Raw genomic sequence first — 23,812 nt, 5'->3', positions numbered from 1 at the left:
GGCGGCGGCTAAGCTTAATGACGGCGGTCGTATTGTCAACCTCTCAAGCACGACCACTCGCATGATGTTGCCCACTTATGGCACTTATTGTGCGACCAAAGGCGCAGTCGAGCAGCTGACCCGAATCTTTGCCAAAGAGATTGGCGAGCGAGGAATTACGGTCAACGCTGTGTCACCCGGTCCAACAGATACCGAGCTATTCAATCAAGGAAAATCGGACGAAACCATCGAAAAGCTCGCCAGTATGTCAGCGTTCAACCGTATTGGTGAACCAGTTGACATCGCCCGTGTCATAGCGTTTTTGGTCAGTGAAGAAGCGGCTTGGGTGACTGGGCAAAATATCGGTGCTAACGGCGGCGTGGCTTAACCAATCGCTGCTATAAAGCTGAGCATCACATCAGCATCAAGCTACCAAATAAGAAGCCTGTCTTAATGATGGGCTTTTTTTATCTATTTAGCTGATAAACCACCTTTCCGATAAGGTGATTTGCCTCTACCCAGCCCATTGCTGCTTCGCTAGTACTGGCAATATAATTATCGCCTTTTAGACGCAGACGCGTGATGTGGTGCTTTTGTGGTCGCTTGTCTGTGCTTTTGGACGCCAGACTGTATTCTAGCTGGGTTATTCGCTTGATAATATGACCATATTTTGGATGGTCGACTGCGACTATATCGCCCACTTCTAATTTCAAATTATCAGCTAATAAACGCCTCAAAGATAGACGAGATAGATATCTATTTGAATCAGTCAATACAGCAGAGTCTTGTGTAAAATAAGCATGATGACACAGCAATACAAAAGCACCCGACTCAAGGGTCGGGTGCATGCTATTACCAATAACTTTCATGACTTTAAACTTAATAACTTTAAACTTCATGAGCCTACATTTCATTAGCCTAGTTTAGGATATACGGTTTCTACTTTTGGCTCGTAAGGGCAAATAGCACGGTAGGTTTCTACGCCTTTTGAGTCCCAAAACGTTGTGGCAAATTCATTCACCAAATCAACCAGCTTTTGCGCGCTATCCACATCGATATTTTGCTTAGCCGCAGAACCTGCCAACATAATGTCGTGTGCCAGTTTATGAATATTCGGGTACTTTTCTAACAACGCACCTTTAAAATAATCACCCCAAATAATACGTACTTCATGCTTCACAGACTCAGCATGCTTTTCTTTGTCGGCGACCAAACGCACTAACTTAGCTTGATCTGCACGGCTGTCGGTTAATGCCTCAATTTGGTGGCAATAACGTAATACACTTAACGCAAAAATTTGCGCGGGCGTGCTGTCATAAATACCGCAAGGGATATCGCAGTGAGCAGAAACTTGGGCAAACGGTCGAGCACTATCTAGTTTTGTGAGAAGAGTATGGAGCATAATAAACTTCCTTATTATCTTGTTATTGTAAGAACTGGCTTATTTCTCGTTTTTCTTACTAAATTGACGGTATGCAATAAACACAGCAAACGCAACGGCAGCAGCAATAGCGCCATAAAACAGCACATGTACCAGCATGGACTCATTAGCCCCATGATCGTGTCCTGGATGAGCCATCGCGCTGGTACTCATAAATAGTAAAGAAAAAACGGCCATCATAGGCGCTAAAACAGTTTGGCCGATATTTTGTTTATTCATAATTTTATCCATAAAATTGAGGATGAGATAAGGAAAGTAAGTTTGCGAAGTTAAACACTATGAATCTCAATACTATAAAGCCGAGCTCAGTAGCGCTTTACACGTGCCTTATAGATTTCGTCATTCATAGATCAAGTCTTTGACTGACAATAGCGTAAAACAGCCTATTTGTAAATGATTATCATTTATAAAATAGGCTGTTTTATAGGTGAAAGCCTTATCCACAGAACACTCACCCCTCTTAACACAAAATTTTGGCACAAAAAAAGGACACCTTGCGGCATCCCTTTTATCAATCAAACTTTCTATCAATCACATACTTAAATATTGAAACTTACGCTTCAACACCAGCATCTTGACCTTTATATTTTGCGTTTGCGTAGTCCCAGTTCACTAGTTTGTCTAGGAACGTGTCTACATAGTCAGGACGGCGGTTACGGTAATCAACATAGTACGCATGTTCCCATACATCACAAGTCAATACAGCAACTTGATCATTCGCTAATGGTGTACCAGCATTGCCAGTCTTAGCTATTGATAGTTTGCCACCGACTTTGTCAGCGACTAGCCATGCCCAACCTGAACCGAATTGAGTCAATGCTGCGTTTTTGAACTCTTCACGAAATTTGTCATAGCTACCGAAATCTTCTTCGATTTTAGCTTTTAGATCGCCAGTAGGTTCGCCGCCGCCGTTCGTTGGCGTCATGCAATTCCAGTAAAACGTATGGTTCCATACTTGGGCTGCTTGGTTAAACATCCCTTGTTTGCTGTCATCTTCAGCAGTCGCTAGGATGATTTCTGGTAGCGTTTTACCTTCTAGACCAGAACCTGGTAGCAACGCGTTTAACTTAGTAACGTATGCGTTGTGATGCTTATCATGGTGGAATTCTAACGTCTCAGCACTGATATGTGGCTCTAGTGCGTCTTTTGCGTATGGTAGTTCTGGTAAAGTGATATGTGACATATTATTGTATCTCCTGGCTGGTTTAGCCCTCTGATCATTCAGAACAAGCATACGCTTACTGATATATGCTAAAGGCTAAAGTGGCTTGTTTTTATTAAAAATCCTAAAATCGTAATCAACTAGAATATTACTTAATCATTCCCTTAATGTAAACCCGCCGACATAAGCGAACGACTAATCTTGCTATTACGGATGCAAATCTGGTTTGTGTCATCAAACTTGCATCTTTATAATCACATGCTCTAAACGTATTCCAAATATTTCAACCTAAAAAACTGATCGTTAAATTTAATGAACCGTCGAAAACCATGATGACTAACTTTTGCCATGAAGTATAACAAAGTGAGGATGTAAACTCAGTTACTGAATGTTATATCACATCATTAATTACCAATGATTATAATAAATAAAACCAATCAACATCTAATATTTTATTAGTATCGTTGATTTGTTCACACTACCAATCGGATAAACATTATGAAAGATACATTCTCTCACTCTACTATTAGCACCAAAGAAAATAGCAGCAATCAAAACTTACCTGCGCAATGGGTACTCGCCAGTAATAACAAAGGCAAATTGGCTGAGTTTAAACGGTTATTTGCTGAGGCAAATCTGGATGTGACCATTGTCCCACAAGGTCAACTCGATATCGAAGATGCAATTGAAGACGGGCTAAGCTTCGTCGAAAACGCCATTATCAAAGCGCGTCATGCCAGCCGCATCAATGGTCTGCCTGCCATTTCTGACGATTCAGGGTTATGTGTGCCCGCCCTCGGTAACGCGCCGGGCATCTACTCTGCTCGCTATGCTGGTGAACACGGTAACGATGCCAAGAATAACGCCAAACTCATCGCTGACTTGCAGCCTATTCGCGCAGTGCAACCAGATGCTCCTGTTAAAGGTATGTTTGTGTGCGTACTGGCGATGGTTCGCCATGCTGATGACCCGCTACCAATTATCGCTCAAGGTCTATGGCATGGCGAGATTTTAGAGACAGCACATGGTGATGGTGGGTTTGGTTATGACCCCCTGTTTTGGCTGCCTGATTTGCAAGCCAGTGCGGCCAGTCTGAGCGCGGCTGATAAAAACAGCATCAGTCATCGTGGTCAAGCCATTCAACAGTTATTAGCACAACTGCCTTTATAACCTGTTTTGTCATATTCGCTCTCGTTTACATCCAACACGCCCTATCATAAACTAGCATAAACGTATAAATAGTATATAAAGCGAAATAGATGACATAGTAAATTTTAAGTGAACGAGTGGCAAAACAGATAATTTTTACTTTAATAAACAGATAGATTATACTGTTCTACTTTTAAAATTTTGCTGAAAGCCGTTATCTGTCTGTATAATTCACCAAAAAGCGTTATTATGCGACTGATTAACGGTTTATTATTGATATTCGATAGCATTTACAACCTCAGCAGTTTTATATTTTGTGCTGGCAGCGATTGCTACTGACACCGATATTGACGTTGCGGGCTATCCTTATCCCCTATTTATTCCAACAGCAATCCGTTGTACACGCCCGTATTTTGAGGCTCGGTTTGTCTATTACCATTTAATCCTAAGTACTGCTTAATTTTAAGTACTATCTAATCCTAAAGGTGTAATTAACATGGCTACAGATTTACAAGTCACAACCAACAAGTTATCTAACAAAGAAACCCAATTGACAGTTAAAGTACCTGTCGAAAAAATTCAAAACAAAGTCGAAGGCCGTATTCGCCAAGTTGCAAAGACTGCCAAGATTGACGGTTTCCGTAAAGGTAACGTCCCTATGTCACATATCCGCTCTCAGTACGGTGCTGGCATTCAACAAGAAGTTATCAACGATGTCATCCGTGATACTGTGTTTGAAGCGATCAAATCTGAAGACATCCGTGCTGTGGGCATGCCTAACATCGACGATGTAAAACTTGAAGATGATTTCTTGGTTTATCAAGCGACTGTTGAAATCTTCCCAGAAGTTGACGTACAAGGTATCGATGAAATCGAAGTTGAGCGCCACACTGCACAAGTTAACGAAGCAGACGTTGACACCATGATCGAAAACCTACAAAAACAACGTGAAGAGTTCGTTGAGAAAAAGGGCATGGCTGCGAAAGACAACCAAGTGACTTTTGACTTTGAAGGCTCTATCGACGGTGAAAAATTCGAAGGCGGCTCTGCTGAAGACTTCAAACTGGTCATCGGTAGCAACCAAATGATTCCTGGCTTTGAAGCTGGTATCAAAGGCATGAAAGCTGGCGAAGAAAAAATCATCGACGTGACTTTCCCAGAAGATTACCAAGCTGAGAACTTAGCTGGTAAAGAAGCTCAATTCAAAATCAACGTAAAATTGGTTGAAAAATCTAAGCTACCTGAAATCAATGAAGAGTTCCTAGAGCTATTCGGCGTAAAAGAAGGCGGTGTTGAGAAGTTGAAAGAAGACGTACGCAAAAACATGGAACGCGAAATCAAAAACGCTGCGCGTAGCCAAGTTAAGCAAGCGACTTTTGACGCATTGTTAGAAAAGAACGAGTTTGACGTACCAAACGCGATGCTAGAGCAAGAAATCGAGCGTCAACGCAACATGATGATGCAACGTTTTTCTCAGCAGTTCGGTGCTAATGCTGACAGCTTTGATAAAGACATGCTACCAAATGAGCTATTTGAAGAGCAAGCGCTACGTGCTGCACGTCTTGGCATCATCGTTGCCCGTGTTATCGATACTAAAGGCCTAGAAGTAGATCAAGAGCGTGTTGAAACCTTCATCAAAGAAGCCGCTGAGAACTACGAAGATCCAGCTGAAGTCATCGAGTACTACACCACTGATAAGCAACAGCGCGCTAACATTGAGTCTGTCGTACTAGAAGACCAAGTCGTTGACTATCTGATCGAGCAAGGTAAAGTAACTGACAAAGAAGTTAGCTATCAAGACTTGCTAGCCGCTCAGCAACAACAGCAGCAAGGCATGTAATTGATACGACAAGCTGTCTCTTTAGATATGCTGTAGTCGGTTATCAAAACTAAAATGCGCCCCTGATCAAAAGATCAGGGGCGCATTTTTTATGGGATTCGATAGCTAAAGTCAACCATAACTATCAAGTCTAAAAGCATCTTACTGATATAGTCAAAGTATTTTTAAATCGCTACAGTGCTGCTGGGATAAATTTTTCGCAGCCTCTGTGAATACAGCAAGCAAGTAAAATTTGTACCAGTAGCACTATAATACAATCGTATCGGTTTTATGTTTCTTTGACTATAGCGCCGAAAACGCTTAAACCAACACAGGCGCAAATACAGCACTCAATCCTAGCAACACTAGCCCGCGCTGTACCCACAAGCTACTACCCAATCGCTGCTGTAGCTGCTGACTAATCAGTGTGCCAACTGCATACAACGCTAGCATCGTGACCAACATTCCTGCATAAAACCCTAGCTGACCGCCCACACCAGCATTTGCTGGCATCTCCATCGCATGCGCCAACCCATGAAAGACGGCTAGACCACCAAAGCCGAGCAACGACAGCTGCTGAATGCTTGGCGTACGTGTTGTATGGGTCTGGGCAGAGAATGCCTCTTGTCTGCTTTTTTGGCTCATCAAGACCATAGCCAATACGACTACCGATAGTGATATTACCACTTCAATTAGTCCAGATGATGCAGCAAAGGCAATACCACCAATCAGCACGCCAGCCGTGCCCAATACCGCACCCAACGACAACCCTGCCGCTAATGACATTAGCCCTAGGCGAGTCTTTTTCAGTCCATAAAACAACATACCCATGCCAACTGCCAAAAATAAATGGTCAAAACCAGTTATCGGGTGCATTAGCCCTGCTTGTAAAGTCCCTAACAGCGATGACGTGTGCGCAGTGGTTGAATGAATATGACCTGAGTGTGCCTGTGCTAATGAAGGTAGCATTAATGCTGTCATCATCACCGTTGAGCCAGCCGCTATATTACGAGAGAATAGAGCCTGTGAAAAATTAGATTTTTTTGTACTTTTTATCATGTGATTTTTCCTTATTATTTATAGTCGAATGATATCAGCTCGTCTGCTTCTCCTACTGACTAAGCAAGCATGCCCTGCTCTTTAATAAAGGCGATAATCTCATTTAGTCCATCACCTGTTTTCATATTACTAAAAATAAAAGGTTTGTCGCCGCGCATTTTTTTGGCATCACGCGCCATAACTTCTAGTGATGCACCTACCATTGGTGCTAGATCCGTTTTATTAATAATCAATAAATCAGACTTGGTGATACCAGGACCGCCTTTGCGAGGGATTTTATCGCCTGCCGACACATCAATGACATATAAGGTCAAATCTGATAGCTCTGGGCTAAATGTCGCCGCCAAATTATCACCACCTGATTCAATGATAATCATCTCTAACCCTTCAAAAGTCGCTTGCAGCTCAGCAATCGCTGTCAGGTTAATAGAGGCATCTTCGCGGATAGCGGTATGCGGACAGCCGCCAGTCTCTACACCGCGAATGCGCTCAGCAGTCATGGCATCATTACGAGTCAAAAACTCTGAATCTTCTTTAGTATAGATATCATTGGTCACTACTGCCATGTTGACGGTATCACGCATATTTTGGCATAGGCGCAGGGTCAATGCCGTCTTGCCGCTACCAACAGGACCACCAATACCGAGGCGTAAGCAAGATAGAGCAGATGTCGGTACATTAGTAGGACTGGTATCTTGTAAGGTTTTTGGTTGTAGCGGAGTCAAAGACATAATGTGTTCCTTAAACGGTTGATATAGAATTATTATAAAATCGGAGCAATGTGGGTAGACCCAAGTGGATAAACCTAAGTATAGATCTATGAGCGGAACAATCGGCTGTACTGCTCTTCATGCATACTTGAGAGAATTGCCAAATTGGGTAAGTTGTTAGATATATTGAGTGATTCATAGAGATCTTGGCATAACTGTTCAGCATCTTGGTCTTCAACAACATCCTGAGCTTGGACTATCTCTAAATCTAGATAATCAATACTGTCTGGTGACGCCATCACATCATCAAAGACGTGCTGTATGTTATCACTAGCAGCATCAACCTGCGCCGCCAGATCATTTTGTAATTGCCAAAGAACGCGTTGTCCTGCCATTTGCCCTAGTGGAACAGTCTTTACCGCTGCCAATACCATGTTTTCTAATTGAGCAAACCCATAAGTGGTCATTGATTGAGCTATTGGTAACTCCCAGTGCTGAGCAATATGAGCAAAAAGTGGCAAGTAACCATCAGCAGGTATTTCAGCAGGTATACCTAGGCCCAGCACTTCATTAAGCCAAGACACCATTGCTTGTGCCAATTGCTGAGATTCAAGCACAAACTCTTTACTCTCTAAGCTCGCATGGTAGTCATGCGCGAGGGCTGCCGCTAGGGCTTCATGCCCTTTATCAAGGGCTTGCATGATCAATGCTAATATCGGTAACTCATAATCCAAGATAGCAAGCTGCAAATAGTCTTGCATGAAGTCGAGTGTACTGTGCTCATCATGAATAACGCCTGATTCAATTGCCGCTTCTATCCCTTGTGAATACGTATAGCTGCCAATGGGTAAGTTGCTCGATGCCAACATGAGCACTTGTCCAAGCTGATGATTGTGATTGCGCTGACTACCAAACCTAACCGTATCCATTATCAATGACCTACAGGTTCGTGGCTATTTGACGTGCCATGCGTATGACCGTGCTCATGATCATGTTCATGACCATGTAAGTCACTATTTGAATGTGTATGAGCATGGGAATGAGAGTGACTGTGCGAATGCCCGTGTCCTGTTTGATAAGCCCCTGTTTCAGGCTCAAACGGTACTGATGCCTCTTCAACCTGTAATCCAAGACGCTCTAACATTTGCGCCAGTACATGGTCATTTTCAAAATACAACGCATAGCCTGCGTCACCATCATCAACACTGTGGTCAAACATCAGTGGCACATGTCGATTGCCCAGATGATAAGCACCTTTCATCAAGGTGAAAACATCATCAGCAGTGACTTTAGTGACTGCCTGAGATTTAGCGATGACTTGGATCAACTCACCTGCTTCATTAATCAAGACATCATTACCTTTGAGTGTGCCTGTCCGTGGTAAGTCAACACCGACGCTCTCACCTGACACAGTAGTGGCCTTAAAACGAGAATGCTGGCGAGTATCAAAGTCTAACAGTAGATAGTCATCAGTTTGCTGCTGCTTTGCTAATTGAGCTTGTTGCACGTCACTCAAATCACTTAAACGGGTATTAAATATCTTCATCATTATTATACTCTGGCTGTTGTGTCTCAAACTGTTAGGACATAAAACACTAAAAAATCAACATCACAAAATGCTTAGGATAACAAGGCGCTTGGAAGAACAGAGCGCTTAAAATAAAAGAACGCTTAAAATAAAAAGTAACGCTGCGCCATGGGTAATACATCAGCAGGCTCGCAAGTTAATAGCTCACCATCAGCGCGTACTTCATAAGTCTCAGGGTTGATATCCATCTCAGGGCAATAGCTGTTAAAGCGCATATCACTTTTACGGATTTGACGAATACCATGTACTGGCTGAATGACTTTGGTCAAGCCAAGCTGTTTATCTACTTGCTTATCGATAGCCGCTTGCGACATAAAAGTAATGCTGGTTTGGGCAATCGATTTTGGATACGTGGCAAACATAGGGCGATAATGTACTGGCTGAGGTGTTGGGATAGAGGCATTGATATCACCCATCGGCACAGCAGCAATGAGTCCACCTTTGATGATGCACTCAGGTTTTACGCCGAAAAACTTGGGCGACCACAGAACCATATCAGCCCACTTACCTATCTCAATAGAACCAACCATATCGCTAATGCCATGCGTAATAGCAGGATTTATGGTGTATTTTGCAATATAGCGTTTGATGCGGAAATTATCGTTGTCTGTACTGTGGTCATACTCTGTCAAAGAAATATACTGTTGCTCATCTTCAGCGGCTGCCGTCGCGTCTGGTGCAAGATGACCGCGTTGGACTTTCATTTTGTGCGCGGTCTGCCACGTGCGAATGACCACTTCACCTACTCGACCCATGGCTTGAGAGTCACTACTCATCATCGAAATCGCGCCCAAATCATGCAGGATATCTTCTGCGGCAATGGTTTCTTGGCGGATACGGCTTTCCGCAAAAGCCACATCTTCAGCGATGGCAGGGCTTAGATGATGGCAGACCATCAGCATATCGAGATGCTCGTCAATGGTATTGACGGTATATGGTCTGGTTGGATTGGTAGAGGACGGCAACACATGCGACTCGCCAATAGCCTTGAGGATATCAGGGGCATGACCACCGCCTGCGCCTTCCGTATGGAAAGTGTGAATACAGCGATTTTTGAAAGCACCTAGCGTACTCTCCAGATAACCACTTTCATTCAAAGTATCAGTATGAATCGCCACTTGCACATCATAATTATCAGCGACACTCAAGCAGTTATCGATGGCTTGCGGAGTAGTTCCCCAATCTTCGTGTAGCTTTAAACCCACTGCTCCTGCCTCAATTTGTTCAGCAATGGGTTCTGGTACACTCACGTTGCCTTTACCAAGTAACCCAATATTCATGGCAATACTGTCAGTAGATTTTAGCATTGAGCCAATGTGATAAGCACCTGGTGTGCAGGTAGTTGCCAGCGTGCCTTGTGCAGGCCCTGTACCGCCGCCAAGCATCGTAGTGACCCCTGACATAAGCGCTGTCTCGCACTGCTGTGGTGCGATAAAGTGAATATGGCTATCAATCCCGCCTGCTGTTAGGATTTTTCCTTCACCAGCGATGATTTCGGTCGCACCACCAATCGCAATATCAATGCCAGGCTGAATATCAGGGTTACCCGCTTTACCAATACCGCTAATGCGACCATCTTTGATACCGATATCTGCTTTGTATATGCCTGTATAATCCATAACCAATGCATTGGTAATCACCGTATCTGCAACGTCAGCACCTAACAATTGACCCTGTCCCATGCCATCACGAATGACTTTACCACCACCAAACTTAACTTCTTCGCCTTTTATCTCAGTAGATTTACTAGAGCGATCACTACCCTGTAATGCACCTACCTGATCAGTATTCTGATAACTGGTCAAATCAGCCTCAACTTGCAACCAAAGCTCTGTATCCGCTAAGCGAACCTTATCACCTGTTGTCGGGCCAAAATGCTCAGCATAAATATGCCGACTCACTTTCTTTTGTGATGTCGCTGTAGGGCGCTCATCATCTGTATTATTTGATGCTGCGTCCGAGTTAGCTGCACCCATTACTCGACCAGCGAAGCCATACACTTCCTGCTTGCCAGCAAAGGCAACCAACTCCACTTCTCGTGATTGTCCAGGCTCAAAGCGTACTGCTGTACCTGAGATAATATTTAAGCGATAACCACGCGTCCGCTCTCGTTCAAAATCCAAAGCGTCATTAACTTCATAAAAATGATAATGCGAGCCAATTTGGATAGGTCGATCGCCTGTATTGGCGACGCTGATACTTTGTACCTTTCGTCCTTGGTTTAAAATAATATCGCCATCTTGAATATTATATTCACCTGCTTGCATGAGAGCCGCCTTATTTTATAATTATCATTTCAGTAAGATATAGTGCTATACGATGGGATTATGTACCGTCACCAGCTTGGTACCATCAGGGAAGGTTGCCTCGATTTGCACTTCATCCACCATCTCTGCCACACCCTCCATCACATCATCACTAGACAGATAAGTGGCGCCCTCACTCATCAACTCGGCGACTCTTTTACCATCTCGCGCACCTTCCATGAGTAGCATACTGATATAAGCGATGGCTTCTGGATAATTGAGTTTCACACCACGATTTTTTCGGCGTTCAGCAACCATACCAGCCGTGAATAGCATAAGTTTGTCTTTTTCTGTCGGAGTCAGGTGCATGGAGTTTCCTTATTGTATTTATAATATTCTGTATCGCAGAGTCGCATATTTCAAAACTTGAGTGCCTTAACCAAAACAGCGATGGTGGCTTTTTAATATCATATTAATTTCATACCACGTCAAACGGTATCTAATAAAAAGTATCTAACAAAAGATCAGGTGTCCCAAATTCTGGGACGACACAACTCAAGCTGCCACCAGTACTCACGCAATACTTCTCTTAACTGATAAAAAGCCTCAAAACAGCCTCGCACATCTGAGCCAATATAACGGATATTGACTGCTTGGTAGTTATGAGTGCAATAGACAGGCAACCCAGATTCGGCGATTGCCTGACGTAAAGCCAATACCGTGCTGTCTAGATAGTGAGTTAACGCCTGCTTAGCTGCAGCTTGTGTGGTCGCTGTTGATTTTTCTGCTTTCGAAGTCTGTGTGATTGGATTCTCATATACATCTTTTAAGCTCGGTATCGCCCAAAATGACCCATAAACATGCTGACCTGCTAATCCTAAATGCGAGGTAAACCAGCGACTTTGTGCTGATTGAGCCACTCGTTCTGCCACGATGATTCGCCCTTCACGGTAAATATTCAGCCCAGTATGGTAATGCCCTTGCAAAAACTGCTCATCATAAGCTTGCCGCCCAAACACACTAATTTCCCACGTCAGTAAGCTAGATGAATCTTTTAGATCAAAGCGACTCGTCGCATGCATATTGGCTTCGTTATAAATAATACTCTCTTGTGGTAACCACTCTAGGCGAGTATTTATATCTAAGCTAGCCTGTACCTGTTGACTGGCGTGTTCAGCCATATGCTGTGTCATAGCATTGTTATCTATGGTCATATCCACGTCGACCGCCCTGTTTTCGACGATGGTTGATTGATCAGCTACAACTTTATTTTTTTTGCTGATACTGTCTTTGCCGTACCATTTACCCGCCCCTGGTGTGGTGATAACCGTATGGCTACCATCATCCAAACGCAAGTCAATATTCAGCGTATCACCACCGGCGATACCAGCTGGAGGGTATAGCATCAATATATGACAAATACCTTGCTGCATACACGGCTCAGGGTATAACGGTCGCTGTACGATCAGAGCACCAGTATGCTTACGACGATATAGCCGAGTCTTAAGCGCAGTTACATCAGCATCTTGGCCAATACGCGTATTTTTTACGCTGTCAAAATCTAAAGCTAAAGAAGAAGCCCAGCTCATTTTATATACTCATCTACTCGTTAGGCCATGTTGAACGTCAAATATAATACACCACCGTAGTACGGAGAGGTCGATCATTAAAGCGATCATAGAGACCCAGTGCTATAACAATTCATAAAAATGACAATATCATCCTATGTATACAATCCTTATGCCAACTTACTCCTAAATAGAACACTCAACACTATTCATCAAGGCTCAAGCCTATGTTAACTGTGCTTAGCTTTCTCACAAGCCATCACCTGCACCAAAATAGCACAAACAACCACTATAGATGCACCAATTTTTAGCAATACCACATCCATATCGGTTGTATTTTACGTTCCCAATGTCAGTCAGCAACGCTGGACATGAGCCAATGTAAATATGGCTTATATAGCACCTTTATCGATAGTTTATTACCAGCCCCCTTGATAAATGTGTACAAACGCCTTATTAATAGTGAGCCATATATTATTTTTCACATTAAAAAGTTACTATTGCTCTAATAAAAAAGTTACCATTAGCTCAACTATTTTTAGCGACGTCTGGATCTTACTATTTCATCTAGTTCGTGTGAATAATCAGCGGCAGTATTTATTATAATAAGCACCCATAGCTTAGCCGTTCGCTAACCTCAACCCCTTTATCTTATGTACTTATAAACAGGACATCTTTATGACAGATTATGATCGCATCACTGCCAACCCACATTTTGATATGCTGATGAGTGCACACAACAACGTGCAAAGCACTCAAGCTGCACTAGTGCCTATGGTGGTTGAACAATCATCACGCGGTGAACGCTCGTTTGATATTTTTTCACGTCTATTGCGTGAGCGCGTTATCTTTTTGACCGGTCAGGTCGAAGACAATATGGCCAACCTTATCGTTGCACAATTACTATTTTTAGAAGCTGAAAACCCTGACAAAGACATTCATCTATATATCAACTCACCAGGCGGTTCAGTGAGCGCCGGTTTGGCTGTTTTTGATACCATGAACTTTATTAAGCCTGAAGTCTCGACCATCTGTATGGGCGGTGCTTACAGCATGGGTTCATTCTTATTGGCAGCTGGTCAAAAAGGCAAGCGTTACTCACTTGCTAATGCTCGCGTCATGATTCACCAGCCTTCAGGCGGTGCGCAAGGCCAGGCAACGGATATCGAGATTAATGCTCGTGAAATCCTGAAAACTCGTTCACGTCTAAACAGTATCTTAGCTGAGCGTACTGGTCAGCCAGTAGAAAAAATCGAAAAAGACGTCGAGCGTGATTACTGGTTAGATGCGCAAGAAGCCAAAGAGTATGGTTTGGTTGACGAAGTATTAGAGCGCCGCCCTACTTCTTTATAGTTAGCATATAACAGCCTTGATGAGAACCAAATGCCTTAGCGTGATACGTTTTGGCATTGATGTAAATAATCAAAATATTTATAAGTTTTAAAACTTAGGAGCGCCTTTATGGCAGAAGACAATACCCCGCATTGTTCGTTTTGCGGCAAAGCCAAAAGCGAAGTAAAGCAGCTGATTGCCGCTGACGATGCCAATATCTGTAACGAATGCATCGAGCTGTGTACTGACCTCATTGCCGATAGCGCAGAAGACAGTGATGACAATAGCGAAGTCGATACTTCTTGGGTAAATAAAAAATTACCTACGCCAAAAGAGTTGCGTGCCAAGCTTGATGAGTACGTGATTGGTCAAGACGCCGCCAAAAAAGCATTAGCGGTTGCCGTTTATAACCATTATAAGCGTCTAAAAGTCAGCCAGACCTTAGCCAGTGATAGCAAAAAATCTAAGATTGGTGCTGATGATGCTATGGTGGAATTGGCAAAAAGTAATATCTTGCTAATTGGCCCTACCGGTTCTGGTAAGACATTGCTAGCACAAACCTTAGCACGTCTGCTTGATGTACCGTTTGCGATGGCTGATGCCACTACTCTGACAGAAGCTGGTTATGTCGGCGAAGACGTTGAAAACATCGTGCAAAAACTGCTCCAAGCCTCTGATTACGATGTGAGCAAGGCTGAACAAGGTATTATCTATATCGATGAAATTGATAAAATCAGTAAAAAAGGCGATAACCCTTCTATTACTCGTGATGTATCGGGTGAAGGCGTACAGCAAGCGCTACTAAAGCTAATCGAAGGTACCGTTGCTGCTATCCCGCCGCACGGTGGACGTAAGCATCCACAGCAAGAGCTCATCCAAGTTGATACCAGTAATATCCTGATCATCGTTGGTGGTGCATTTGCTGGTCTTGATAGCGTTATTCAACAGCGTACGGAGAAAGGTGGTATTGGCTTTAACGCAGATGTCAGCTCAAAAGATGATAGCCGTCGTAGCTCAGATTTACTGCAAGAAGTTGAGCCAGAAGATTTGATTAAGTTTGGTCTGATTCCTGAGCTGATTGGTCGTTTGCCTGTACTCGCTGCATTGCAAGAGCTGGATGAAGAAGCACTTGTACAAATCCTAACTGAACCTAAGAACGCACTGGTCAAACAGTATAAGTATTTGTTCGATATGGAAGGTGCTGAGATTAACTTTACTCAAGAAGCACTAGATGCCATCGCGAAAAAAGCCATGGAACGCAAAACAGGTGCACGTGGTCTACGTTCTATCGTAGAAAACGCGTTACTTGAAACCATGTACGAACTACCATCGATGAAGGATGCTAAAACAGTCCTTGTTGATGAAGAAGTTATCAATGAAGGTAAAACGCCTGAGATTTCTTAATATATTATCGACCTAATATATCTCACGATTATGCGTTGGCTATATAAAAAAGCGTCTGGCAAACTCTGCTCAGACGCTTTTTTGTGCGTGTTTTTTGGCTAAGGCAACTTCATATCACCAGAGACTAACCAACCCATACGGCGCATCACATAAGCAACTATTCCAGCAATAACTGCTGGTAATACAAACATTAAAAGAATAATCGCTGTCCATAATTGGCTAGTACTCATAATTTCTTGCGATGCCTCAATGACGCCAAACACACCCACCAATCCTGCTGTACCCATTCCTGCTCCCGTTGCCGTACAAGCCAACCCAAATCCTACAGTTGCGATAGGGCCGACGACGGCACTGGCAATCACAGCTGGTAGTAAAACGATGGGTTTTTTTAGTACATTAGGGATTTGCAGCATGCTGGTACCTAAGCCCTGAGAGACCACGCCGCTCACACCATTGTCTTTGAAACTTGCAACCGCAAAGCCAATCATGTGTGCTGCACAGCCCACTACCGCTGCACCACCTGCTACACCGCCAAGCCCAATAGCAATGCAAATCGCTGCACTTGATGTCGGCAGCGTCAATAAAATACCTACCACAACGGCAATGACAATGCCCATTAATAATGGCTGAAGTTCCGTCGCTGCTTGGATACCTTGACCAATGGCAGCGACAGCAGCGACGATAGGAGGGTTCAATAACGCACAAACGGCCAATGCAACTGCACATACCAATAACGGAACCAATAAAATATCAAGCTTGGTTTTTCCAGCGATCCAACTACCCGCACGATAAGCAAATACAGAGGCCAGATAGGCCCCTATCGGATTACCCGGCAGTGCTACAAACGTCGCCGGTCCACCAACTTGTGGCGTAAACAGCGTGCCTGCCATTAGTGCTTCGGAGTGAGCACCTAACATACCTGCCACCAAACAACTTAACATTACTAATGTCGGTGCTTTAAGATAATAAGCGATGCCGACGCCAATGCCTGCTCCCATTAATATTGACGCGAGTTTACCGACTGCAACCAATGCCGGAAAACCTAACCAGCCACCAATTTGTGAAATAATAAGGCCTGCAATTAATGTCACAAACAGGCCTAAAGCCATCCCAGTGAACGCATCAATAAAATATTTTTGGAAAAAAGCTTTAATGATGCCAGTAGAAAATGTTGTTGAGTCAGATACAGTCATAGCCATACTCGTTGAGAAAGTAATGATAAGATATAATAAAATGGCAAAGTAGAATAGCGTTACTAAAAATAAGAGACAAAAAAAGCGTCATAATGACGCTTTTTTAAATAAACCATTATTAATAACTGCACCTAACGACGCTGTTCTACGATGATAGAATCAATACCATTATTCTGTAGCCGCTGCTGAGCGCTAGCCACCGTTTGGCGATTACTCATTGGCCGAGAGATTACTTGATAAATAGGTTCGCCATTACCCGTTGTGTTTTTGACCACACGAGCATCTACTCCTGCCATCAGCACTTGTGCGCGGCGGCGATCTGCTTCATCAGCATCACCGAAACTGTTTATTTGCAATATATAAGTGGCAGCAGGTGTGGCAGCCTGAACATTAGCAGTACCTGCATTACTGTCAGAGTTATCTGTGCTGCTGTCCGATGTCGCGCTATCATAAGTCGCATTTTCTTCGACAACAACGATGTCGCTATTGGCAGCGTTATTGCCACTGCTAGGCTCAATCACCGTATTTTCAGAAATACCTAAATTACCCGCATCATCATTACTACTGGCTGACGGATTGTTAGGCTGTGTGACCACGATATCGGGCTCAAAAGCATCGACACCTCCTATACGATCATTATTTATTTCACCAAAATCTTCATCAGGTATGGTGGCCATCTCTTGATTTGGCAAAATATCATAAAACTCATAATCGCTATTATCGGTATCAGTCTCAACTCGTGGCTGCACCTGACGATCTGGGGCATTATCAGCGCTGCTTTCAGCAGGACTGAAATCAAACAATGGCGAGAGGTATATAAACACACCGATCATCAGAGTGAGCACTGCGCCAACAAACATCCATAACAAGCCTGATACGCTACTTGTTTTGCGTTTTTCAGTCGCACCTTTAGGTTTTTTGGCTAGCATGGATCTGGTTCTCCCTACTGAATCTATCTATCATCATTAAATTATTGCTATCAACCATCTATACTCACTCTACAAACTAGAGATTTTTCTATGTAAAAAAACTACTACATGCTAGACGGTGCAGACAACCCTAATAAACTAAGCCCATTAACCAATACTTGACGAACAGCTTTAGACAAACGCAGACGAGCTTGCATCAAATCTATCTCATCTTGACTCGGTGTCTCACCTGACGTTAGGCTCAATGGCAAAATACGGTTGGTATCATACCAACCATGAAATAGCGCTGCCAGCTCTTTCAGATAATTGGTCAATACATGGGGCTCATAGCCAGTTGCTGCTCGTAACAGTGTCGCTGGATACCCTGCTAGTAGTTTAATCAACTCGTCTTCATTGGGCGCACTAAGCAGATTCTGATGCGCCAAACCAACGGTATCATCTACTGTTAAATCATAGGTAGCCAGTTTTTCTAGTACACGGCAAACACGGGCATGCGCATATTGAATGTAATATACCTGATTGTCTTTGCTTTGTGATTTAGCAAGCTCCAAGTCAAAATCAATATGCACTTCAGGCTTACGGGCCACATAATAAAAACGCGCGGCATCATTACCAACTTCATTACGCAAATCACGCAGGGTGACAAATTGACCTGAACGCGAGGACATTTGTACTTTTTCACTACCGCGCCATAACGCGACAAATTGTACCAGCACCACATCAAGTTTTTCCGCATCAATACCCAATGCTGTTAATGCTGCTTTGACACGTGGCACATAACCATGGTGATCGGCACCCCACACGTTGACAACTTTATCAAAACCACGATCAAATTTGTTTTTATGATAAGCAATGTCAGAGGCAAAATAAGTAGACTGACCATTAGCACGGCGTACCACACGGTCTTTTTCATCGCCAAAATCAGTCGATTTAAACCAAATATTACCGTCTTTTTCGTACAGATAGCCTTTTTCATCTAATACTTGTAATACCGGTTCAATCTCAGCATCAATCGATTTTTCGCTGAACCAGCATTCATAGCTCACGCCAAAGTCATTTAAGTCATCTTTGATATCAGCCAAAATACTACTCAATGCTGCATTTAGAAACAGCTCATAGCTATCGCCAAGCAATGCTTTACTATTGGCAATCAAGCCATCAATATGCGCTTCTTTGTCACCTGACAATAAAACTTTTTCGCCTTCTGCATTTATCTCAAACTGAGCATCTGCAGGCACGTCTTTGGCAACATCCGTAAAGCTATGCACATAGCTATCGTCATGTTGTGCTTTTAGCGTTTTGGCAATATCACTGACATAGTCGCCTTGATAGGCGTTGACAGGAAAAGTCACTTGCTCGCCATTGGCTTCTAAATAACGTAAATAGGTACTGGTCGCTAAGATGTCCATTTGACGACCAGCATCATTGACATAATACTCACGCGTGACGTCATAGCCAATCGCTTCTAGCAAGTTTGACACACTCATGCCAAATGCAGCACCACGCCCATGACCAACATGCAAGCTAGACGTTGGGTTTGCAGACACAAACTCAACTTGAATTTTTTGTCCTGCAAACTGATTGCTCAAACCAAAACGGTCTTGCAAGTTAAAAATATCGTCTAATACGGCAAACTTCGCTTCAGCATTTAAAAAGACATTAATAAAACCTGGCCCTGCGATTTCTACTTGGCGGATATCTTGGTTTTCAGGCAAGGCATTAACGATTTTTTCAGCAAGTTGACGCGGATTAGCCTTGGCAGCTTTTGCAGCAGTAAGCGCGATATTACTGGCAAAATCACCATGGCTAAGGTCTTTAGTACGCGTGATTTGACTGTTATTTTGCCAATCGCTTGGTAATGTACCATCTGCTTGTAAAGTCTGAATGGCATCATTAAATAGTGAGGCAAGTGTATCAATCTGGGCTTGTGACATAAGGATGTGAACTCAATTAAATAAACAACAAAAACGATGCGAAAATGTGACGAGTGCAAGCATTCGATAACTGCTTATTATAATAGCGACCGACCTTGCAAAGGATAAAATACTACAAAAAGATAAGTAACCTGTAAATATAACAATCTTTGCGCTTTATTGCACCATTTGCACCAAAATTAGTACTAAAATCTTGCCGTTAAGACGGCTACCATTAGTAATTAGGATCTGTTGAACGTTTAAAGCACTATAGATTAAACTGAATACCCACCTCAATTGTAGCCTTACTGTTGTATCGTACTGAGCAACAGTTTATACATAAACGCTTTCGCGCTATAATATTGGTTTGTACTACTCTTCTCAGATATATAGTCAGCGAACTACTAAACCTCTACGGCGTTAGCCTCCTTAGATGTACTACTTGTACAATCTGTAGTCGGCAACCTTGTACTTATTTTATTTAGAGTTCTTTGACTGCAGAAGACGCGTTACTATTCTTTATAGGACTATGCCATGTTTGCTATTGCCGCCAGTACTATCACCAGTTGGGGACTGTACCTTTTATTGCCAATCTTTATCGCATTTTTATTTTTCATTATGTGGGATATCTCGAAAGAGTCTCAAGCTGGACGCGCCGGTACATTTTGGATTTTCGTAGCGCTTGGCGCAGGCTGTGTAGGCTTTATTATTAAGCTCATCATGGAAGTCGCTTTCAAAAAGTGGTTAATCTAATCGGGGTTAATCACTTTCTATGACCTCACTGACATAGCTTGGCATGTCCCATGCACCGCCCAACTGAATCATTCGGCATAGTCCAGTGTCGATAGCCTTTGAGTTAACAAAGCTACTCCCATTCCAAGTCCATTCTTTGAGATAAACGCAATCTCCTAACCCTCGACCTCTGTGTCCACTGATTATCTGACCTTCGTCATAGCTACCACCCGAGTAAGTGACTAAGCTAGGCTTGCTGGGAGTCGCGTGGTCAATAACCCAAAATCCTACGCCTTCATTGTATGCGCCGCGCCAACAAACATGACTGGCAAGGGTATATTTGGCATTTAATGGTGTCAACGTCCATTCACTATCTCCTGGCCATTGCTGATCTGGATTTAGAATATCGCAGTTTTCATTTAAGTCATCGTTAGATTCAGCAATAATCCAATTTTCAATATTGGCTCGCCAGTAATCCATTGTGGTCAAATCAATATTAGGACTTGGATCTTTTGTGGAGTATACGGGAGCCGCAACTATTTTTGGGATTGGTATTGCAGACTTAGGCGCCATGGCAGGCTGGTTATTTTTACTAACCAATGCTAGCGGTGTGCCCACACGGCCTTGACTCTCGTCTAACTTGAGGAGCACTGCCGATAGGCCACTGTCGCTGACACGCCAGCGGTATGACCCAGATCGAAACTCTATCTTAGTATTTTGTTTAGCCCGAGCCAGTAATTGCTGAGTTTGATTTGTGCTTAAATCCCCAGATAAGGCTCCTGAATCTAGCTCTACCATTCCATAGTTTTTATCATTCAGATAAAGTGATACACGCGAACCGTGGCTTGCTAGCCAAGCGTTCGCAGGTGATGTCTCTACATCATCTACATTCTGTAACATTAGCTTAGCTTTTACAGCGCTTTCTTTGGGAGTTACAGTGAGTAATATCGTAGCCCCTCCGCTAGCAGTACCATCCTCGCTATAACCTGCTGCGCGACAGGTCAAAGTGTTGTCACAAACCACTTGCCAATCGTCTTTTACAAAGCCTTCACCTTCAAATGGATCGCCATAGACGTCACTGGCATGGACGGCGGTCGCTGCTAAAAATATGGTAGTAGCGCTAAACAGTGTCTTCGTAAGCTTGTCTTGACTAATAAGCAGGGTGTTTTTCATAATAAGCTCACTTTTGAATCATTGTCTTTGCTGGTAATACAGAAGTTGTTTATTCTAGAGTGCTAATTTCAACCACTTCACTGACATAGCTTGGCATGTCCCATGCACCGCCCGCAAAACCACGACACATGCCTGAGCTGGAATCTTCTGACTTGGCAAATGTTTGACCATTCCATACCCATACTTGTTTATTCCAACAGTCACCTAGACCTCGATCTTTATGCACAGCCCAAATCTCGCCATCATGATAACCATTGCCTGCAGTGGTAATTAGCGGAGGGTTACGAGGGTTTTCATGGTCTATTAGCCAATATCCGCCAGCTGCATTATAAGCACCCATCCAACAACCATGACTCGCCAAAGTATGATCATCATCCACTGGTATAAAATCCCAACCAAGCATACTAGAACCATATTCAGCCATCTGTTGATATGCCTCAGTTTTCGGGTTGACCAGTTCACAGTCTCCCATTTTCTCTTCCGAACCTACTAAAAGAGGGTCATTAATATTTACCCATTTATCAATATTATTTTCAAAATATGACAGCCTTGCAGCACTCAGCTGTTTATTATCTTCATCCGAATAAGCAACTGCTTTGTTAATCACAGGTATTGGCTTAGCAGATTTTGGTGTTTGCTTACTAGCATGGTTTTTACTCACCAATGCTATTGACGTGCCCACTCTACCTTGCACATCGTCTAGCTTGAGTAATACCGCACCCATACCTTTGTCACTAACTGTCCAATGATCGCTACCTACTCTTATCTCTATTTTGGTACTCAAACGAGCGTGACGAAGCAATTGCTTAGTTTGATTTTCATCTAACATATACCTAGAATCATCATCACTTCTACTATTGATAGCACCGTAATTTTTGTCATTTAGCCATAACTCAGTGTGGCTAGATTCAGTATCAATAACTGTATCCGAGCTGTCATCAGATGATGACTGGTAAAACTCATCATCTGAATATATAAAGTCTACATACACTTTTGGCAACGCTTTCTTTGGCTCTACAACCATTAATATCGAGACTGGATCGCTATTAGCACTTTCTTCAGCGTAACCCGCTGCACGGCAAGTCAAAGTGTTGTCGCAAACCACTTGCCAATCATCTTTAACAAACCCCCAACCTTCAAATGGATCGCCATACGCATCTGACGCCGCAGCGGGTAACGACAATAAACTGATCGTCATCAAAGCCATTATTTTTTTCACAGTTATGCTTCCTTGCTTTAGTGGCTAGTTATATTGATTAATGATGTCTCTACTTCCCTGAAAAACTATCTTTTGGCAATCAGTGTCGCACGCATCGGGGCGGGATACCCTTCCATAGTTTTAGTCGAGTCATTAGGATCCAAGAAATCTGCTAGCGAGTGATAGGTCATCCATTCTGTTTTGCGCTGCTCTTCCGTCGAAGTCACTGCCACATCGACGCAGCGTACGTCTGAGAATCCAACTTTTTCTAGCCAGCCAGTTAATGCTGCGACTGATGGTAAGAAATACACGTTATTCATCTGTGCATAACGGTCATGTGGCACCAGTACGGTATTGGCATCACCTTCAATCACCAAAGTTTCAAGTACCAACTCACCGCCTTTGACTAATTGCCCTCTTAGCTGCTGCAGGTGCTCAAACGGTGACTGACGATGATAAAGCACACCCATGCTAAACACAGTATCGAACAACTGACTGTGCGCTGGTAAGGCTTCTAGCGGTACTGGGATATAATGCGTACGGTAACGACCTGTACCATTAGGATAAGTATAAGCATCTGCTGACCCAACAAAATGACGAATCGCCATAAACTGATGATAAAACAAGCAGGACGGATCAACGATAATGACCGTATCCGCCCCTGCTCCTGCCATACGCCAGCCGTGATAACCAGAACCACCGCCCACATCTAATACTCGGCGACCTTTTAACTCACCCAAATGCGGCGCAACTCGCTGCCACTTCCAATCACTGTGCCATTCGGTATCAATCTTAATGCCTGAATCATCATTACCGATTTGACCACTAATCTGACCGCCGATTTGAAAAGGCCCTTTACGCCATGGCATCAGCTGCTTGAGCAGTGCCATTGTTTGTTTACGCTCAGACTCACTTAGATTTGCCTCAATCGTCAATGTGTCGCTGTTTAGATCGACGTTGTTGACGGTCAATGTTGGCAAACGAGCGACTGACGCCTGGTAGGCAGGCGCGTGTGCGTAGTTGGCTTTGTCTTTGATAGCATTTAGCCAAGTTGGTAATTGCTTAAGCCACTCATAAGCGATCGGCTGCTGCTGTGCCAGCTCTAGCAAGGTTAAATACAGTTCACGTTCGGCGTTGATGATAGTGTCGTTGAGCATAAAAGCAGGTTACCGTGTTGATTGATATTTAAATGAATAAAATTAAAAGGGTTAAAATAA

23 protein-coding genes are annotated in these 23,812 nt (G+C 43.3%); 6 read left to right on the top strand and 17 right to left on the bottom strand.

Annotated elements, in window-relative coordinates; translation table 11 throughout:
• A partial coding sequence (locus tag ACT3QP_RS09865; RefSeq protein WP_444525355.1) for an SDR family oxidoreductase occupies positions 1 to 367 on the top strand: 367 nt, incomplete at its 5' end.
• A 79-nt stretch (positions 368 to 446) separates the two neighbouring features.
• Here the strand turns inward: ACT3QP_RS09865 and ACT3QP_RS09860 are convergent.
• The 4 genes from ACT3QP_RS09860 to ACT3QP_RS09845 all read right to left on the bottom strand — a co-directional run bounded on the left by ACT3QP_RS09860 (position 447) and on the right by ACT3QP_RS09845 (position 2,603).
• On the bottom strand, positions 447 to 878 hold the full coding sequence (locus tag ACT3QP_RS09860) for a S26 family signal peptidase (protein WP_444525354.1): 432 nt from the start codon (positions 876 to 878) through the stop codon (positions 447 to 449).
• 14 nt (positions 879 to 892) lie between these two features.
• Entirely contained in the window at positions 893 to 1,381 is a 489-nt protein-coding gene (sodN, locus tag ACT3QP_RS09855; RefSeq protein WP_444525353.1) for a superoxide dismutase, Ni, read from the bottom strand.
• 39 nt (positions 1,382 to 1,420) lie between these two features.
• Positions 1,421 to 1,639: a hypothetical protein gene (locus ACT3QP_RS09850; RefSeq protein ID WP_444525352.1), complete on the bottom strand. Its 219-nt coding sequence runs from the start codon at positions 1,637 to 1,639 to the stop codon at positions 1,421 to 1,423.
• 334 nt (positions 1,640 to 1,973) lie between these two features.
• A complete protein-coding gene (locus tag ACT3QP_RS09845) occupies positions 1,974 to 2,603 on the bottom strand; it encodes a superoxide dismutase (protein WP_444525351.1) in 630 nt (209 codons plus the stop codon).
• A 477-nt stretch (positions 2,604 to 3,080) separates the two neighbouring features.
• On the opposite strand from ACT3QP_RS09845, the gene rdgB reads away from it, so the two are divergent.
• Positions 3,081 to 3,752 carry an RdgB/HAM1 family non-canonical purine NTP pyrophosphatase gene (gene rdgB / locus ACT3QP_RS09840; protein ID WP_444525350.1) on the top strand — a complete coding sequence of 224 codons (672 nt, stop codon included), beginning with the start codon at positions 3,081 to 3,083 and terminating at the stop codon, positions 3,750 to 3,752.
• A 475-nt stretch (positions 3,753 to 4,227) separates the two neighbouring features.
• On the top strand, positions 4,228 to 5,571 hold the full coding sequence (tig, locus tag ACT3QP_RS09835) for a trigger factor (RefSeq protein ID WP_444525349.1): 1,344 nt from the start codon (positions 4,228 to 4,230) through the stop codon (positions 5,569 to 5,571).
• 300 nt (positions 5,572 to 5,871) lie between these two features.
• On the opposite strand, the gene ACT3QP_RS09830 is transcribed toward tig, so the two are convergent.
• The 7 genes from ACT3QP_RS09830 to ACT3QP_RS09800 form a co-directional block, all read right to left on the bottom strand.
• The gene (locus ACT3QP_RS09830; protein ID WP_444525348.1) at positions 5,872 to 6,609 is read right to left on the bottom strand and encodes a HupE/UreJ family protein; all 738 of its coding nucleotides are present in this window, start codon (positions 6,607 to 6,609) and stop codon (positions 5,872 to 5,874) included.
• Positions 6,610 to 6,668: 59 nt separating this feature from the next.
• Positions 6,669 to 7,340, bottom strand: a complete 672-nt coding sequence (ureG, locus tag ACT3QP_RS09825) for an urease accessory protein UreG (RefSeq protein ID WP_444525347.1) — start codon at positions 7,338 to 7,340, stop codon at positions 6,669 to 6,671.
• Between the two features lie 86 nt (positions 7,341 to 7,426).
• Positions 7,427 to 8,248: an urease accessory protein UreF gene (locus ACT3QP_RS09820; RefSeq protein WP_444525346.1), complete on the bottom strand. Its 822-nt coding sequence runs from the start codon at positions 8,246 to 8,248 to the stop codon at positions 7,427 to 7,429.
• A gap of 2 nt (positions 8,249 to 8,250) precedes the next feature.
• A complete protein-coding gene (gene ureE, locus ACT3QP_RS09815; RefSeq protein WP_444525357.1) occupies positions 8,251 to 8,865 on the bottom strand; it encodes an urease accessory protein UreE in 615 nt (204 codons plus the stop codon).
• A 125-nt stretch (positions 8,866 to 8,990) separates the two neighbouring features.
• Entirely contained in the window at positions 8,991 to 11,174 is a 2,184-nt protein-coding gene (gene ureC / locus ACT3QP_RS09810) for an urease subunit alpha (protein WP_444525345.1), read from the bottom strand.
• A gap of 45 nt (positions 11,175 to 11,219) precedes the next feature.
• Positions 11,220 to 11,522 carry an urease subunit gamma gene (gene ureA, locus ACT3QP_RS09805; RefSeq protein ID WP_444525344.1) on the bottom strand — a complete coding sequence of 101 codons (303 nt, stop codon included), beginning with the start codon at positions 11,520 to 11,522 and terminating at the stop codon, positions 11,220 to 11,222.
• A gap of 155 nt (positions 11,523 to 11,677) precedes the next feature.
• Positions 11,678 to 12,742, bottom strand: a complete 1,065-nt coding sequence (locus ACT3QP_RS09800) for an urease accessory protein UreD (protein WP_444525343.1) — start codon at positions 12,740 to 12,742, stop codon at positions 11,678 to 11,680.
• Between the two features lie 705 nt (positions 12,743 to 13,447).
• Here ACT3QP_RS09800 and clpP point away from each other — a divergent pair.
• Both clpP and clpX read left to right on the top strand, forming a co-directional pair.
• Positions 13,448 to 14,074 carry an ATP-dependent Clp endopeptidase proteolytic subunit ClpP gene (gene clpP / locus ACT3QP_RS09795; RefSeq protein WP_444525356.1) on the top strand — a complete coding sequence of 209 codons (627 nt, stop codon included), beginning with the start codon at positions 13,448 to 13,450 and terminating at the stop codon, positions 14,072 to 14,074.
• Between the two features lie 108 nt (positions 14,075 to 14,182).
• On the top strand, positions 14,183 to 15,457 hold the full coding sequence (gene clpX, locus ACT3QP_RS09790) for an ATP-dependent protease ATP-binding subunit ClpX (protein ID WP_444525342.1): 1,275 nt from the start codon (positions 14,183 to 14,185) through the stop codon (positions 15,455 to 15,457).
• Positions 15,458 to 15,555: 98 nt separating this feature from the next.
• On the opposite strand, the gene ACT3QP_RS09785 is transcribed toward clpX, so the two are convergent.
• The 3 genes from ACT3QP_RS09785 to argS form a co-directional block, all read right to left on the bottom strand.
• Positions 15,556 to 16,650: a PTS transporter subunit IIC gene (locus ACT3QP_RS09785; RefSeq protein ID WP_444525341.1), complete on the bottom strand. Its 1,095-nt coding sequence runs from the start codon at positions 16,648 to 16,650 to the stop codon at positions 15,556 to 15,558.
• Positions 16,651 to 16,781: 131 nt separating this feature from the next.
• Positions 16,782 to 17,579 carry an SPOR domain-containing protein gene (locus tag ACT3QP_RS09780; RefSeq protein ID WP_444525340.1) on the bottom strand — a complete coding sequence of 266 codons (798 nt, stop codon included), beginning with the start codon at positions 17,577 to 17,579 and terminating at the stop codon, positions 16,782 to 16,784.
• Positions 17,580 to 17,683: 104 nt separating this feature from the next.
• Positions 17,684 to 19,513: an arginine--tRNA ligase gene (gene argS / locus ACT3QP_RS09775; RefSeq protein WP_444525339.1), complete on the bottom strand. Its 1,830-nt coding sequence runs from the start codon at positions 19,511 to 19,513 to the stop codon at positions 17,684 to 17,686.
• Positions 19,514 to 20,026: 513 nt separating this feature from the next.
• On the opposite strand from argS, the gene ACT3QP_RS09770 reads away from it, so the two are divergent.
• Positions 20,027 to 20,245: a DUF2788 domain-containing protein gene (locus ACT3QP_RS09770; protein WP_444525338.1), complete on the top strand. Its 219-nt coding sequence runs from the start codon at positions 20,027 to 20,029 to the stop codon at positions 20,243 to 20,245.
• Positions 20,246 to 20,251: 6 nt separating this feature from the next.
• Here the strand turns inward: ACT3QP_RS09770 and ACT3QP_RS09765 are convergent, their stop codons facing one another.
• From ACT3QP_RS09765 to cmoB, 3 genes are all read right to left on the bottom strand, one after another.
• Positions 20,252 to 21,397: a DUF1176 domain-containing protein gene (locus tag ACT3QP_RS09765; protein WP_444525337.1), complete on the bottom strand. Its 1,146-nt coding sequence runs from the start codon at positions 21,395 to 21,397 to the stop codon at positions 20,252 to 20,254.
• A gap of 49 nt (positions 21,398 to 21,446) precedes the next feature.
• Positions 21,447 to 22,616, bottom strand: a complete 1,170-nt coding sequence (locus tag ACT3QP_RS09760) for a DUF1176 domain-containing protein (RefSeq protein ID WP_444525336.1) — start codon at positions 22,614 to 22,616, stop codon at positions 21,447 to 21,449.
• 65 nt (positions 22,617 to 22,681) lie between these two features.
• Positions 22,682 to 23,752, bottom strand: a complete 1,071-nt coding sequence (gene cmoB, locus ACT3QP_RS09755; protein ID WP_444525335.1) for a tRNA 5-methoxyuridine(34)/uridine 5-oxyacetic acid(34) synthase CmoB — start codon at positions 23,750 to 23,752, stop codon at positions 22,682 to 22,684.
• Positions 23,753 to 23,812: the final 60 nt, after the last annotated feature.

It is taken from the genome of Psychrobacter sp. AOP7-B1-24, assembly GCF_052376215.1.
GTDB lineage: Bacteria > Pseudomonadota > Gammaproteobacteria > Pseudomonadales > Moraxellaceae > Psychrobacter.
Note: the sequence above shows the minus strand (reverse complement) of the source record. Positions and strands in the feature narration are given on the sequence as shown.

What these genes read in the sequence shown, in the direction of transcription:
- ACT3QP_RS09770 (WP_444525338.1), top strand. Translation starts at nt 20,027, where the DNA reads ATGTTTGCTATTGCCGCCAGTACTATCACCAGTTGGGGACTGTACCTT.
- ACT3QP_RS09850 (WP_444525352.1), bottom strand. Translation starts at nt 1,639, where the DNA reads ATGAATAAACAAAATATCGGCCAAACTGTTTTAGCGCCTATGATGGCC.
- ureE (WP_444525357.1), bottom strand. Translation starts at nt 8,865, where the DNA reads ATGAAGATATTTAATACCCGTTTAAGTGATTTGAGTGACGTGCAACAA.
- ACT3QP_RS09800 (WP_444525343.1), bottom strand. Translation starts at nt 12,742, where the DNA reads ATGAGCTGGGCTTCTTCTTTAGCTTTAGATTTTGACAGCGTAAAAAAT.
- ureA (WP_444525344.1), bottom strand. Translation starts at nt 11,522, where the DNA reads ATGCACCTGACTCCGACAGAAAAAGACAAACTTATGCTATTCACGGCT.
- ACT3QP_RS09765 (WP_444525337.1), bottom strand. Translation starts at nt 21,397, where the DNA reads ATGAAAAACACCCTGCTTATTAGTCAAGACAAGCTTACGAAGACACTG.
- argS (WP_444525339.1), bottom strand. Translation starts at nt 19,513, where the DNA reads ATGTCACAAGCCCAGATTGATACACTTGCCTCACTATTTAATGATGCC.
- ureC (WP_444525345.1), bottom strand. Translation starts at nt 11,174, where the DNA reads ATGCAAGCAGGTGAATATAATATTCAAGATGGCGATATTATTTTAAAC.
- ACT3QP_RS09830 (WP_444525348.1), bottom strand. Translation starts at nt 6,609, where the DNA reads ATGATAAAAAGTACAAAAAAATCTAATTTTTCACAGGCTCTATTCTCT.
- cmoB (WP_444525335.1), bottom strand. Translation starts at nt 23,752, where the DNA reads ATGCTCAACGACACTATCATCAACGCCGAACGTGAACTGTATTTAACC.
- clpX (WP_444525342.1), top strand. Translation starts at nt 14,183, where the DNA reads ATGGCAGAAGACAATACCCCGCATTGTTCGTTTTGCGGCAAAGCCAAA.
- ACT3QP_RS09780 (WP_444525340.1), bottom strand. Translation starts at nt 17,579, where the DNA reads ATGCTAGCCAAAAAACCTAAAGGTGCGACTGAAAAACGCAAAACAAGT.
- tig (WP_444525349.1), top strand. Translation starts at nt 4,228, where the DNA reads ATGGCTACAGATTTACAAGTCACAACCAACAAGTTATCTAACAAAGAA.
- clpP (WP_444525356.1), top strand. Translation starts at nt 13,448, where the DNA reads ATGAGTGCACACAACAACGTGCAAAGCACTCAAGCTGCACTAGTGCCT.
- ACT3QP_RS09860 (WP_444525354.1), bottom strand. Translation starts at nt 878, where the DNA reads ATGAAGTTTAAAGTTATTAAGTTTAAAGTCATGAAAGTTATTGGTAAT.
- ureG (WP_444525347.1), bottom strand. Translation starts at nt 7,340, where the DNA reads ATGTCTTTGACTCCGCTACAACCAAAAACCTTACAAGATACCAGTCCT.
- sodN (WP_444525353.1), bottom strand. Translation starts at nt 1,381, where the DNA reads ATGCTCCATACTCTTCTCACAAAACTAGATAGTGCTCGACCGTTTGCC.
- ACT3QP_RS09785 (WP_444525341.1), bottom strand. Translation starts at nt 16,650, where the DNA reads ATGACTGTATCTGACTCAACAACATTTTCTACTGGCATCATTAAAGCT.
- ACT3QP_RS09845 (WP_444525351.1), bottom strand. Translation starts at nt 2,603, where the DNA reads ATGTCACATATCACTTTACCAGAACTACCATACGCAAAAGACGCACTA.
- ACT3QP_RS09820 (WP_444525346.1), bottom strand. Translation starts at nt 8,248, where the DNA reads ATGGATACGGTTAGGTTTGGTAGTCAGCGCAATCACAATCATCAGCTT.
- rdgB (WP_444525350.1), top strand. Translation starts at nt 3,081, where the DNA reads ATGAAAGATACATTCTCTCACTCTACTATTAGCACCAAAGAAAATAGC.